12 protein-coding genes are annotated in these 13759 nt (G+C 47.3%); 6 read left to right on the top strand and 6 right to left on the bottom strand.

Annotated elements, in window-relative coordinates; genetic code table 11:
* Window positions 1-5 precede the first annotated feature (5 nt).
* Together rpoZ and gmk are read right to left on the bottom strand one after the other, a co-directional pair.
* Window positions 6-275 carry a DNA-directed RNA polymerase subunit omega gene (rpoZ, locus tag CWI78_RS10865; protein ID WP_011235607.1) on the bottom strand — a complete coding sequence of 90 codons (270 nt, stop codon included), beginning with the start codon at window positions 273-275 and terminating at the stop codon, window positions 6-8.
* 65 nt (window positions 276-340) lie between these two features.
* Window positions 341-976, bottom strand: coding sequence for a guanylate kinase (gmk, locus tag CWI78_RS10860; protein ID WP_126782831.1), 636 nt, complete (start codon window positions 974-976; stop codon window positions 341-343).
* Between the two features lie 136 nt (window positions 977-1112).
* Between gmk and CWI78_RS10855 the strand changes: the two genes are divergently transcribed.
* Window positions 1113-2300: a cyanate transporter gene (locus tag CWI78_RS10855; protein WP_244213121.1), complete on the top strand. Its 1188-nt coding sequence runs from the start codon at window positions 1113-1115 to the stop codon at window positions 2298-2300.
* Here CWI78_RS10855 and CWI78_RS10850 read toward each other — a convergent pair.
* Entirely contained in the window at window positions 2284-2874 is a 591-nt protein-coding gene (locus tag CWI78_RS10850; RefSeq protein WP_126782829.1) for a TetR/AcrR family transcriptional regulator, read from the bottom strand. The genes CWI78_RS10855 and CWI78_RS10850 overlap by 17 nt on opposite strands.
* Window positions 2875-3014: 140 nt before the next feature.
* On the opposite strand from CWI78_RS10850, the gene pyp reads away from it, so the two are divergent.
* Both pyp and CWI78_RS10840 read left to right on the top strand, forming a co-directional pair.
* Window positions 3015-3392, top strand: coding sequence for a photoactive yellow protein (pyp, locus tag CWI78_RS10845; protein WP_126782828.1), 378 nt, complete (start codon window positions 3015-3017; stop codon window positions 3390-3392).
* A gap of 1 nt (window position 3393) precedes the next feature.
* Window positions 3394-4650, top strand: coding sequence for an AMP-binding protein (locus CWI78_RS10840; RefSeq protein WP_126782827.1), 1257 nt, complete (start codon window positions 3394-3396; stop codon window positions 4648-4650).
* Window position 4651: 1 nt separating this feature from the next.
* On the opposite strand, the gene CWI78_RS10835 is transcribed toward CWI78_RS10840, so the two are convergent.
* Window positions 4652-5818, bottom strand: a complete 1167-nt coding sequence (locus CWI78_RS10835; RefSeq protein ID WP_126782826.1) for a PAS domain-containing protein — start codon at window positions 5816-5818, stop codon at window positions 4652-4654.
* Between the two features lie 152 nt (window positions 5819-5970).
* On the opposite strand from CWI78_RS10835, the gene CWI78_RS10830 reads away from it, so the two are divergent.
* Window positions 5971-8013: a BCCT family transporter gene (locus tag CWI78_RS10830; protein WP_126782825.1), complete on the top strand. Its 2043-nt coding sequence runs from the start codon at window positions 5971-5973 to the stop codon at window positions 8011-8013.
* A 111-nt stretch (window positions 8014-8124) separates the two neighbouring features.
* Window positions 8125-9015: a MaoC family dehydratase gene (locus CWI78_RS10825; RefSeq protein WP_126782824.1), complete on the top strand. Its 891-nt coding sequence runs from the start codon at window positions 8125-8127 to the stop codon at window positions 9013-9015.
* Window positions 9016-9028: 13 nt separating this feature from the next.
* On the opposite strand, the gene CWI78_RS10820 is transcribed toward CWI78_RS10825, so the two are convergent.
* Together CWI78_RS10820 and CWI78_RS10815 are read right to left on the bottom strand one after the other, a co-directional pair.
* Window positions 9029-10303, bottom strand: a complete 1275-nt coding sequence (locus tag CWI78_RS10820; RefSeq protein WP_126782823.1) for a metal-dependent hydrolase family protein — start codon at window positions 10301-10303, stop codon at window positions 9029-9031.
* 132 nt (window positions 10304-10435) lie between these two features.
* Entirely contained in the window at window positions 10436-11377 is a 942-nt protein-coding gene (locus tag CWI78_RS10815) for an META domain-containing protein (RefSeq protein WP_126782822.1), read from the bottom strand.
* Between the two features lie 233 nt (window positions 11378-11610).
* Between CWI78_RS10815 and CWI78_RS10810 the strand changes: the two genes are divergently transcribed.
* The gene (locus CWI78_RS10810; protein WP_126782821.1) at window positions 11611-13743 is read left to right on the top strand and encodes a TonB-dependent receptor family protein; all 2133 of its coding nucleotides are present in this window, start codon (window positions 11611-11613) and stop codon (window positions 13741-13743) included.
* The last annotated feature ends 16 nt before the right edge of the window (window positions 13744-13759 follow it).

Raw genomic sequence — 13759 nt, 5'->3', positions numbered from 1 at the left:
AATTTTTATTCGATACCGCGCAGCGCGTCTACCGCACGCAGTTCTTCAGCATCCTGCTGCTTTTGAGCCGCCTGATCTTCAATATCCAGACGTTCATTATCGATTAAACCTTGCTCAATTTCACGCAAAGCAATAACAGTTGGTTTTTCGTTTTTTGTTTCAACTAGTGGCTCTTTACCATTAGCCAATTGACGCGCGCGTCGTGAGGCTAACAAAATCAAATCAAAACGGTTACCAACACGGTCTACAGCATCTTCTACAGTTACGCGAGCCATGGTTTACTCCCAATAAAGCGTGAGTCGTATTTTTCGAAAGGCTAAGAATTATACGGAATTAAGCCCTATGATCCAAGCAATTCCTTCAATACCTTTGAATATCTTACTTGTTGATGCGGCATTTTTTGCCGCTGCGCTAAAACAATATGCTCCAGCGAGGCCAGCGTACTCTCAAAATCATCGTTGACCAGTAAGTAGTCAAACTCATGATAATGCGACATTTCTGCCTGAGCCTTTGCCATACGTTCAGCAATAACCTGATCGGAGTCCTGTCCACGAATACGCAGCCGCTCTTCCAGAACTTCCAGGCTGGGAGGGACAATAAAAACCGAGCGCACTTCAGGGTGGTGTTCACGAACTTGCTGAGCACCCTGCCAGTCAATATCCAGAAACACATCCTTGCCCTCTGCCAATAAAGACTCGACGACTTTACGAGAGGTACCATAATAATTGCCGAATACACGCGCCCATTCGTAAAACTCACCTGCATCAATACGCTGTTCAAACTCGTCAGTACTGAGGAAGTGATAATGGACACCCTGGACTTCACCCGGACGCGGAGCACGCGTGGTCGACGATACAGATACCTGCATAGATTGATCAGGGTGTTTTTCCAACAAAGCCCGTATCAGGCTCGACTTGCCTGCGCCACTGGGGGCCGCAATGATAAACAAATTCCCTAACACCGGAGACGCGGTCATAACGGGTTCTCTTTTTATGAAACGGACGATCACTGTTGGCGCGAAATAATAACACGGTTTCACACCGCGATGAAAATTGAGTAGAGTATGGCTTTTACAAACTTGCGGTACTCATTTGCAGACTTCATCAGCGCCTGTGGCGAAACCATCAAAACTCCCCTTACTTTTCGGCCTGTTGGTGCTGGTCTTGCTGGGGCTGAATCTCCGTCCGCTGCTAACCTCGGTAGGGCCTCTTACCGACGAATTACAAACCATTACCAAACTGTCTTTTAGTGAAGTTTCGCTACTGACCACACTGCCCATTTTAATGATTGGTTTAATGGCTTTATTCGCTGGTCGGGTAACCACGGCGTTAGGTTATAAGCAGGGCATAGGTCTTGGTTTGCTTGTGCTTTGCGCAGGCCTGGTAACACGCTTATTTGAGCCGACAAATATAAGCTTAATTAGTAGTGCTCTGGTTGGAGGGGTTGGTATTGCACTGCTCCATATTGTGATCCCTGAGCTGACCAAACAAAAATATCTGAACCGCTTAGGCATGGTCACTGGTCTTTGGTCTGCTGCACTGATGGGCGGCGCTGCACTCGGTGCTGTTGCCACCCCCTGGGCCGCAAACTTGCTGCCGGAACGATTCCAGGCTCTGGGCAGTTGGTCCCTGTTAGCTCTACTGGTACTGGTCATTTGGTACCTCCCTTTTAACCGGGTGCCGGTAGCCAGTATCCCTCCAAGACACCTGCTATTGCGCGCTCACCGTTATCCCCGGGCGTGGCTGTTAGGCATTTATTTCGCCTTGGTCAATGCAGGTTATGCAGGGTTTATCGCCTGGATAGCGCCTTTCTACGCAGAATTTGACTGGCCAGCCCAAAAAGCCGGGAACTTATTGGCGCTATTTTCATTAGTTCAGGTTATTGGCGCTTTGTTGCTGCCCGCCTTATCACGAACACAAGACAGACGGTTCTGGTTAATACTTGCTGTTCTTACGCAAATGATAGGCTTTGCGGGGTTAAGCTGGTTTCCCACAGAAGCGCCCTGGCTCTGGTCAGCACTCTGTGGTTTCGGTTTAGGCGGCGCCTTCCCGCTGTGTATTGTCATGGCACTGGATCATATCGACAACCCAGTACAAGCCGGACGCCTGGTTTCGTTTATGCAGGGTATTGGCTTTATGTTTGCCAGTCTCATGCCGCTTTTAACCGGCTGGTTCAGAGACGTTTCAGGCAACTACAGTCTGGGCTGGCAATTACACATTCTTGTCGGCTTATTGATTCTGCTGATTACCTGGCGTTTTGACCCCAAGAGTTACAAAGGCTTATTTAACTTGCAGGAATAATCCTCGCAATAATATCGTCGGCTAAGTTCGCCAGTTGTTCCTGAGGAATATCTCTTCTGACCATGGTACGCAAACCAATAACATTTGTTTGCAATAAGCGCGCAAGACGTTCAGGCGATTGAGAGCGACCCACTTCTCCTCGCTGCTGTGCTAATTCAAATGCGTCAGTAAAGAGCTGCTCAAATTCTTGCAGGTAACTGCGAACAGGATCGCTAAACGCTTTATCTTCTGGCGTAAATTCCAGCAAAGTCTTAACCAGCATACAAGCTTTGGTCGGCTCACAAGCAGCATCCATTACCACAAGATTACGAAGATACAAACTGAGCCCCTGCAAAACCGATGATTTTTGCGCTAACGTCTGCTTAAAGTCATCCGCCGCAAGTACCGAGTACTCTTCCAGAGTTTCTTTAAATAACGCTTCTTTATTACCAAATGCCGCGTAGATACTTCCCGGCCTCATATCCATTTCTTCTTCAATGTCTTTCATCGAGGTCGCATGATACCCCTTGCGCCAGAAAAGCTTTAACGCATTATTAAGCGCGGTTTCCCGGTGAAATTTAGGCGTTCTGGGCATTATTTTTATCCTTAATTGTTGACCTAAAAGGCAGTATAGACCTGCTTGCTATGAATTTCACTTTAAGAAGTGTTAAGAAAACCTGATCCAAATATCTCGAAGCCAACTATTAGATGACACATAGACAAAGGGGCAACACCATGGAAATAGTTCAGTTTGGTTCTGATGATATTGAAAACACGTTAGCGAAAATGTCGGACGATAAGTTAAATGATATTGCGTTCGGGGCTATCCAGTTAGACAGCAATGGAAAAATTATTCAATACAATGCGGCAGAAGGTGATATTACGGGTCGCGATCCGGGGGCCGTAGTCGGCAAAAACTTTTTCAAAGAAGTTGCCCCCTGTACGAATAGTCCTGAATTTAAAGGCCGTTTCGACGACGGTGTTAAAAACGGAGACTTAAATACGATGTTTGAGTACGTTTTTGATTACGAAATGAAGCCGACCAAAGTTAAAGTTCATATGAAAAAAGCGCTGACCGGCGACAGCTACTGGGTGTTTGTTAAGCGTCTATAACGTGACAAATCCACTTAAACATCATTTTATCGTCACCGTCATCGGCGACCTCATCGCCGATGAACTTGCGCGGATGCGCCCTGACGAAGGCGAGCAATGGAAACGTCGCCAGTGGCACGAAGACGACTGTCTGATACCCAAACACCAGTCCGAAAAAAGTAATGATAGCGATGAGATCGCAGTTGATTCCCTGGAAAGACTGGCGCTGGCAGGTCGTGTGGTTCAGTTCTTTCATATGGGAGACAGTGGCGTCGAAGATTACTTGCTGCGCCGCCATAGCCTTTCTGAGTGGGCTGATGTTGTTCTTAAATCGCGAGACATTCATTCCCAGAACATAACCGTGTCAACTTCTGGCTCGACCGGCCAGCCAAAAGCCTGTGAGCACTCATGGCGTCGTTTGGTTGAGGAGGTGAATGACTTTGTCGGTATTTTTAATAGTGAATATGACATAGCTCCCAACCGAGTGATTGCCTTAGTACCCAGTCATCACATCTATGGCTTCTTGTTTACCGTGTTGCTGCCTCATGTTGTTGATATTCCTGTCTTGAGAGGTTTTAAAGCCTACAGCCACGTGCGCAATGGGGGGTTACGGGCAGGCGACATTGTGGTCGGCTTTCCAGAGCTTTTGACTCAACTCGCCACCGAAATCTCTCCTCTTCCCTCGGGCGTACTTTTTATTAGCTCTGCCGGTTGTTGTCCTCCACGTACACTGCATCAGTTATACGCCATGGGGGCTGCACGAGCCGTTGAAATTTATGGCAGTTCCGAAACCGCTGGTATTGGCTATCGTTGCGAACCGGAAAACACTTATCGTTTGCTGCCTCGTTGGCGCAGTAACAGCAGTGACTCACAGCAGTTAATTGAAAAACAAAGTGGGGCTGTCTACGAGATGCCTGATAAGGCAGAATGGAAAACGATAAATGAATTTAAGATTGCCGGACGAATCGATAAGGCTATCTCAATAAGGGGAAGCAATGTATTCCCGGCGCGCGTTGCGGAATTGCTGCGTCAACACCCAGCGGTTATTGATGTCAATGTAAGGCCGATGAAATCAGATGAAGGGACGGGGTTAAAAGCCTTTATCGTTCTGAACAGTTCCATTGAAGAAACGACAACAGAACAAAGCATCAAAAGCTGGTTAGCTGAACGCCTCCTTGCTGCTGAAATACCAGAGCACATCAGCTTTGGTAAACAACTGCCACTGAACTCAATGGGTAAAGCGCGAGACTGGGCTATTGGTAAGCCTGTAAGTCGCTAAATTAGCGCAGCGCACGTATCAAAATATCATCGAATCGGAGATCCGTTACCTGAGCACATTCCAGAGCGATCTTATGCTCAATACGATGCTCATTCAGTTGTGTCCGGATAGCGTTCAGACAGTCGGTATTCTGTTGTGCAGACAGGGTAGACATCAACACCACAATGAGCCCGTTACCCAGGCTGCCTGGAATGTCGTAGTCCTGGATATTTTGCCGCACAATGTGACTCACCACTTTTAGCGTTTCTGCGGTATCCGCAACGTGTGTGACCAAAACATAATATTGATACTCAGAGTGCGCCTGAAATAAACTAAAGCGCCTTTGCAGTGACTGCAACATAAGGCGGCGGTTATAAAACCCAGTATGCTCATCACTACCGCCAGTCTGCCTTAGCTTCAGTTCCAGTTCTTTATAATCAGTAATGTCCTGAGTGGTACCAAAAATAATTTCCTTACCATCGTCATTTGTCTGGTAGATTCCTGATGCACGTAACCACCTAACCTCCCCATCGGCTAGCATGACGCGGTGTTCAACATCGCGCGCACCGGACTGCTTTACAGCTTCAATAGCTTCGGTTAAAGCTTTCCGGTCTTCGGGGTGGGTCTTTTCCATAACCAGGGCTAGCGAGGGTTTTACCTTCGCTTTTTCCAGACCATGCAAGTCATACATAGTGTCTGACCACTGCGATAATCCCGTTTCCAAGTCAAGCCGCCAATGACCAAGTCCACCGACTCGCTCCGCCAACATTAAATTGCGCTGCTGCTCTTCGGCTTTCAGCTCAAGCAGCTTTCTCTCGGTAATATCCAGCATCTGTCCATTCCACAGAGTGCTTCCATCTGCTTGACGAATGGTCACGGCGTGCCCGTATATCCAGGCTTCTTTACCATTTCGAATCACCCGATATTCTTTTACCCACAAATACTGGTAACGCGCGGATTCATGCATGCTGGTTAAAACGGACTGTAAATCGTCAGGATGAATAATGTGACTTAGCAAACTGATATCGCTTGCCAACTCTTCGGCAGAGCAACCATAAATAGCCTCTACGCCCTGGCTGACATAGTTAAATTTTAACTCCCCTTCGGGCGAACGCTCGAGTTGGTAAAGCGCCCCGGGAACCGCATTTGCCAGATGCTCTAAATTAACCGAACTTTTCTCCGTACTCATAACCGCTAAGCCACTCTTTATCTACTGCAACGACCTTTGCAATGATACCCCAGCGGCCAGAAAGTAAACAGCAAATTAATACAAAGTGACCCATTACAAATCTTTTTAAGTAGTCTATACATAGATAAACCATAATAAAAACAGGAGCTTTTATGTCAGCCGAAAAGCGCAAATGGCATTCTGCAATTTTATTCCCGGTGTTTCTTCCGGCGGTTATTGTTATAGCCCTTCTGGTTATAGGCACATTGAGTGCTCCAGACAAAGCCGGTGAACTGTTTGACTGGACGCTGGCCGGCATTACTGACAACTTCGGTTGGTTTTATATGTTGGCGGTCGCACTCTTTCTCATGTTCATTATTGGCGTGGCTATTTCAAGCTGGGGCAAAATTAAATTAGGCCCTGACCATTGCGAGCCCGAATACAGCTTTACCTCCTGGTTTGCCATGCTTTTCTCTGCAGGCTACGGCATTGCTTTACTCTTTTTTGGTGTATCCGAGCCCATATTACATTATGCGGAGCCTCCGACAGGAGCGGCTGAAACCGTTGGCTCAGCTAAACAAGCTATGCAAATCGCATATTTCCACTGGGGTTTCCATATCTGGGCAATTTATGGCCTGGTGGGTCTGGTGCTAGCTTACTTCTCCTTTCGGCACGGGTTGCCGCTGACCATGCGTTCAACCCTTTACCCGCTTATTGGCGACAGAATAAATGGCCCAATTGGTCATACAATTGATACCTTCGCCATTCTCAGCACCATGTTTGGTATCGCAACGACGCTGGGGCTGTCAGTTATTCAGATTAACGCCGGCCTCAATTATTTGTGGGAAGACATTCCGGTTGGAACCATGGTTCAAGTCATCTCCATAGGCCTCATTACCATAGCCGCGATTGCTTCTGTAGTTGCTGGGATGGATAAAGGGATTAAGCGCCTCTCATTGCTTAACATGACCTTAGTTGTGTTTCTGCTCCTGTTTGTTTTTGCGGTTGGACCCACCATTCATATTTTAGAAACCTTTTTGCAAAACACCGGTGCTTACTTAAGCGGCATTGTCGAACGTACCTTTAATTTACAAGCCTATGAGCGCAGTGACTGGATTGGTAACTGGACTCTGTTTATCTTTGGCTGGACCATTGCCTGGGCGCCCTTTGTCGGGCTATTTATTGCCAAAATCAGTCGCGGCCGCACCATACGTCAGTTCGTTTTCGGCGTTATGCTGGTGCCAACCATATTCACTTTCTTCTGGTTTGCGGTATTTGGTGATACTGCATTGAATATGATCATGAACGAAGGCTACACAACGTTAATCACCGAGGTTCAGGACAATCAGGCAATAGCCTTATTTAAACTCTACGAGAATCTTCCGTTGACCAGCATTCTGAGCTTTCTGACGGTGCTTTTAATTATCACCTTCTTCGTTACATCGTCAGATTCCGGCTCATTAGTGATCGATTCATTGTCCTCAGGTGGCCTGATGGAAACACCCACTTGGCAACGTGTTTTCTGGGCAAGTACCGAGGGAATTGTCGCAGCTGTATTGCTCATAGCCGGCGGGTTAGGCGCTCTGCAAACTGCCGCTATTACCAGTGCTCTGCCGTTTGCCATCATTATTCTTATATCGGCGGTTGGCATGTGGCGTGCGCTGATCATTGAAGGGTATCAGTCCAACAGTCTTCAGAACCATCGTCACACGCACCGTCGTGGCGTTAACGAAGGCCCGGACTATTGGAAAAAACGTTTGGCCGGACTGGTCAATTTCCCCAACAAGGCGTCAGTACTTGAGTTTATCAATGGGCCAGCCACGGAAAGTATGAAAAGTGTCCGCGATGAACTGAAAGGGCAGGACTGGCCCGCTGAGTTTAAGGCCGATGAGGAACATAACCGCATTATTCTCAGTGTTGAACGAAACAATGAGCTCGATTTCGCTTACGAGATTCGTCTAAGAGACTATTTACTGCCGGAGTTCGCCTTAAGTAACGATAAGAACAGAGAAGTGTACTACCGCGCAGAGGTTTTCCTTAGACAGGGCGGTCAGTCATACGATCTCTATGGTTTCGAGCCAACAGATATTATCAATGACGTGATCAACCAGTTTGAAAACTACCTTCATTTCCGTCATATCAGTCCGGGTGTACTGCCATGGGACCTTGAAAAACATGACGAAGATCTGAATGACGATCTCGAATCAAAAAAGTAAACGCAACGTAAAAAGCCGCTCTACGGAGCGGCTTTTTAGTGGTCGGACTGTTGATAGCTGAAGACATGTGCGAGAATAGCCGTATTGTCAGTATGGAGTTTAACGATCACTATGGAACGTGTTGATACAAGCCCACAAAAGCTAGCACCGATGCCAAGCATGTTGCTGCGTTCTTTACTGACGTTGCAACGCAGCGATGAATCGGAAGCAGAATCAGAAACGTTACTCAAAACGTATTCAATTCCTGCTCCTACCGCTAAGCACCTAAATCGTTATCAACAGGCTTTCGATGGTTTCATCAGCGACGTTCCTCTTGCCATGCTCTATTGCATCGCTCAAAGAGCACATTTATCACAAATGTTGGATGACAGTTTTCCCTGGCCAGCACCAGGGTTAGTGCACGTTAGCAATAAAATAGAACGTCACCAGGTCATTTCTGCACAAACTCCTTTTCAGCTGGTATCCAAAGTCAAAGTACCTAAACGTGGCCCGGATATTTCTCCAAGGCGTTTACGCCCGCAATTTGTGGTGGAATTTTGGCAAAATAGCGAAAAAGTTGCCACCTGCTCGAGTGTCTACCAGGTGATGAGTGGGCAAAGCTCAGGTTCAGCAAAAAAGGCGGCAACCCCAATAAAGCCATTTGAGCCGGAAGCTAGCTGGGAAAACTTAAGTCACTGGCAGTTAGGTAGTGGTATGGGCAGACGCTATGCCCGTATATCAGGTGACTTTAACCCCATTCACTTACACCCACTGGTTTCACGCTGGTTTGGGTTTGAAAAACCGATTATTCATGGCATGTACATGATGGCAAGAGCTCAGGCTGAACTTGAAAAGCGCGAGCAAAAAGCAGTGACTTATATTGATGTGACATTCAAGCGCCCGGTTATTCTACCCGCACGGGTGCAACTATGGGCATCAGAAGAAGATGACAAAACAAAATATGAAGTCCGCAGTGCCGACCACACGTCATTAAAATTAGAAGGGTCAGTCCGCTTCGACTGACCCTGACACATGCTTATTGGTGCTTATAAACCTTGCCGTCTTTCATCACAAAGTGAACATTTTGCAGTAACGTAATATCATCTAAAGGGTTGCCTTTTACTGCGACAATATCCGCCAGTTTGCCTTCTTCAATACGTCCAATGTTATCGTTTTTAAGAAACTCAGCTGCAGTTATTGTTGCCGACTGAATCGCTTCAGCTTCCGGTACGCCGGCTTCCACCATGTACTGGAACTCCAGTGCGTTATCGCCATGCGCTGATACCCCACTGTCTGTCCCAAAAGCGAAGTTCACGCCCGCCTTATAAGCCTTTGCAAAAGTATCCTGAATTTGAGGACCAATAGCCCGTGCTTTGGGTCTGACGACATCCGGAAAGTAACCGTCAATTTCTGCTTTTTCAGCAACAAACTTACCCGCGAGGATAGTCGGCACCAAATAGGTTCCGTGCTCTTTCATGGCTGCTATAACTTCATCGTCCATATAAGTGCCGTGCTCAACTGAAGCAATTCCGGCCTTCACAGCGCGCAACATACCGGCTTTACCATGGGCGTGCGCAGCCACATGAAAGTTGTAATCGTCAGCGATATCAACTAATGCCTTCAATTCATCGTCTGTAAACTGCGGATTATCGCCGCTGCTGGCCATACTCAAAACCCCACCGGTTGCTGTGATTTTGATAAAATCAGCACCGTCTTTATAGTGCTGACGTACCGCTTCGCGCGCGTCAGCGGCGCTATTAATCACACCGTCTTTGGGTGTTGGACGTCCCATTAATTCTTCTTTCCAGCCATTAGTCGGGTCAGCATGCCCCCCTGTAGTCGCCAGAGACTTACCGGCGGAGTAAATTCTGGGGCCGTCAACCACGCCCGCATTCACCGCATTGCGCAAAGCAATCGTCACGTTGTCGGAGTCACCGGGGTTTCTTACTGTCGTAAAGCCTGCATTCAGGGTTTTCATACCAAAATGCTGAGCTTTTAAAGCCAGGTCTGCCGGATTCTCAGTAAACTGCTTGATATAAGAATTAGGACCCGACTGCCCGTCAAGGTGCACGTGAAGATCAATAAAGCCCGGCAAACATGTATGAGAACTCAAGTCGGTTACGGAAACATCGCCGCCCGGTTCATTCACTTTTACAGCGGTAATTTTGTTATCGGTGACTTCAATATAACGTTCGCCGGCCAGACGCCCGCTTTCACTATCAAAGACATTCCCACAATGCAGCCACTCGCCCGCTTGTGCCGAATGCCCTGCTAAGGCCACAGTTAAACCGATAGCTATTTTTTTCAACATACTTACCCCTTAATAATCGTCCAAGTCTTCATTCTTTGATACTCTGAACCACCGCCAATTGCAATAATAGCGAGCTCTATTGCGACCAAAGGTGAGTCTTTAACGACAGTTGCCAGGCGGTACCTTTTACCGTTAGTTGTTTTGCTGTTTAAACACCATTTGACGACCTCCTCGAGTACTGAGTATCAAGCGACCCTTGTCATCAATGTTAACTTGGTAAACACGCTCCAGTACGTCACTAAACTGTCGCGAAAGATCGTTGGCTGCATCACTACAGGCCATTTTAGTGCTGCCAGTTATTCGTAATTGGGCCAGCTCACCACCCATATTGTAGTTTCCGAAATAACGGTTACAGCCATTAAAACCAGCAAGTTGACTGTCTTCCAAAAATTGAATGGTTGCGGGCTTAGAGTGGAGTGCATAATCTTCAAATTTTGACAGTTCCCACTTGGCTCCCTGAAGTAACCATTCACTATCACCACCACAACCAGAGTACATACGATCAGACTCTTGCAGGTCGACTTGATAAGGATACAAACGGCCACTCATTGAGTCGCGGCATAATCTATCTATAACAATCAGGTGTTTATTCGTGGTGGATTCAATGCGCCATTCGTAAGGCTGCTCTGACACAACTTCGGCTGGCTTTAGGTCAATAATAGCTTCACTTTCGGGTGTCGTCAGTGCCATATGTTGCGGGTTTACTGCCACTTGCCAAAAAGGTTCATTGCCTCTCGCGGTAAAGTGTTTCGGTAAGGTACCGCGCTCAACGCATAGCGGCATTTCCTGACCACGCCAGGTAATATCAGCTTCATTCCCTTTGCTCCAATATTGAGTAACAGGCTCCTTATCGTTTGAGTAGCGGGCACCGGAAGCGCTAACTGCTCCAGGTAGTACTTCTTGCTCAGCACCATAGCTTAACAACACACCTTGTTCCTGTTGCAACACGCTGAACTCGCTGGCACCACACTGATAATCAGTTGTCGTTTTATCGGCCGGAGATAAAAGCGCACAACCTGACAACAGCATTGTAGCGAGAATAAAGACACTTCCTTTGATAGTGATACTAGGCATGCTTGCCATCCTGTTATTGTTAGCCGTTGAAGTATGATTCTATAGAATGTGCTGGTGATTGCATTCATTCTTGCCTGTCTTTTTCAAATCAACAAGACCACAACCTAACAGCGACGTAAAGCAAAAAGAATACTAAAACATTATTGCGAATCATTCTTATTTTAATTATCATTCCCACCACCTAATTCATTAAAACTAAAATTACTTTTCAAAAAAGGTAAACCGAGCCCGTTATGAAGAAAACAATCTTAGCCAGCACCATACTGACAGCTTTTGCCGCTCCGGCTTTAGCAAATACCGCTGTCGATACTGATATCGAACAAATTAAAATCATTGGCAGTAAAACAGAAGCCCGCAATGTAGCCGGTTCAAGTGCCGTTATTGACGAAGAGCAAATGCGCATTGAAGTCCCAAGCGACATCAACCAACTGATGAAAACCATTCCGGGCATTTACGTCCGTGAAGAAGATGGTCAGGGCCTGCGTCCAAACATTGGTATCCGCGCGGCAACAGCTGGCCGTGTCAGCAAGGTCACTCTGCTGGAAGACGGTGTGATGATGGCTCCGGCGCCTTATTCAAACCCGGCTGCCTATTACTTCCCGACCACCTTCCGTATGTCATCCGTTGAAGTATTAAAAGGCGCTCCTTTACTGCGTTACGGCCCACAGACAACCGGCGGCGTTTTAAACCTGGTGACAACCCCTATTCCAGCGGACTTTAGCGGCCAGGTTCTGACTCAGTTTGGTGAAAACAGCAGTCGTGACATTCACGCTCACGTGGGCGGCACTGAAGGTCAGTGGGGCTTTTTATTAGAAACCGTGCAACGCAGCAGCGACGGCTTTAAGGACATTGACCGCAGTGGTCGTGATGCCGGCTTTGATATTGAAGACTACGTTGCAAAGCTTCAGTGGACAGGCGAGCGTCAGAGTTTACTGGCTAAAGTGCAGTACTCCGAAGAAATCTCCAATGAAACTTACCTTGGCCTGACCGATACCGATTTCGCTCAAAACGAAAACCGTCGTTATGGACTTTCTGAAATTGATCAGATGGATAACTCGCACAAAGGCTACAGTTTAAACTACGCCTTTGAAGCAACCGATAACCTGACCTTGAATGTTTTGGGCTACTATAATGAGTTTGCCCGTAACTGGTTCAAGCTGGATGGCGGCAATGCTTACGTTAGCGCGGCTAATAACGGCGACGCCGATGCGCTAGCTATTTTACACGGCGTTCAGGATGAAGCTGGGTTAAACTACAAGAACAACAACCGCGCCTATGAATCTAAAGGGATTGAAGCCAATGCTCAGTTCGCTTTAGGGACTCATAACCTGGAAGTCGGTGTTCGCGATCACAGCGACGAAATGGATCGTTTTCAGCCAGTTGAAATTTATGACCAGGTAAACGGTAGCCTCGTTTATCAGGGCGAAGTCATGCCAACCGGCGGCAATAACCGTTTAGAAGGCGCTGACGCCATCAGCTTCTGGTTGACCGATCAGTGGCAGGCAACTGAAAACCTTAACGTACACTTTGCGCTGCGTTATGAAGACGTTGAGTCTTATCGTAATCAATTTGCTGATTCAGCTCGCCAGCAGTTGGACAGCACGCGTTCTAACGACAGCGATGAGTGGTTGCCCGGTGTATCATTCACTTATGACGTGAATGATAACTGGCAGGTACTGGCAGGCGCACATAAAGGCTTTTCGCCTTTAGGTGGCGGAGCTAGCCAGAACCAGGAGCCAGAGACCAGTAACAACTACGAAGCCGGTGTTCGTTTTAACCAAGGCTCTTTCTTCGCAGAAGCCATTGGTTTCTACAGCGACTTTAGCGACACCACACAACAATGTTCCATTGCAAACCCTTGCGACAATGGCTCTGAATCAGGCTCTTATGTGCTGGGTGAGTCAACGGTAGCCGGTCTGGAATTACAGGCAAGCAATACCTTTGAACTTGGCCAGTTCCTAATGCCAGTTGATTTGGCTTACACCTACACCAAAGGTGAAATCAGCCAGAACAACGCAGTAACCGGTTTAATGGACGGCGATGAGCTGAATGACATTCCGCAGAATACCTTCAGTGTTCGCGTTGCGCTAGATAACAACAAAGGCTGGGTAAATTACGTGGTCGGTAAATACATTGATGAAATGTGTGTTTCTGTTGGCTGTAACCGCGACAACAGCCGTTTTAACAAAACCGAATCACTGTTTGTGACCGACTTTGTCAGCCGTTATGAAGTGGACAGCAACATGGCAGTTTACTTCAAAGTTGAGAACCTGTTCGACCAACAGAAGATTGTTGCTCGCTCACCACATGGTGCGCGTCCGAACAAACCTCAAACAGCGTCTTTGGGTGTGGAATACTCTTTCTAAAAACCAATCCCTCCCT

Origin of the sequence: Idiomarina ramblicola (assembly GCF_003987255.1) — a bacterium.
In the GTDB taxonomy this organism is placed as follows: Bacteria; Pseudomonadota; Gammaproteobacteria; order Enterobacterales; family Alteromonadaceae; genus Idiomarina; species Idiomarina ramblicola.
This window is presented reverse-complemented; position numbering and strand designations above follow the sequence as displayed.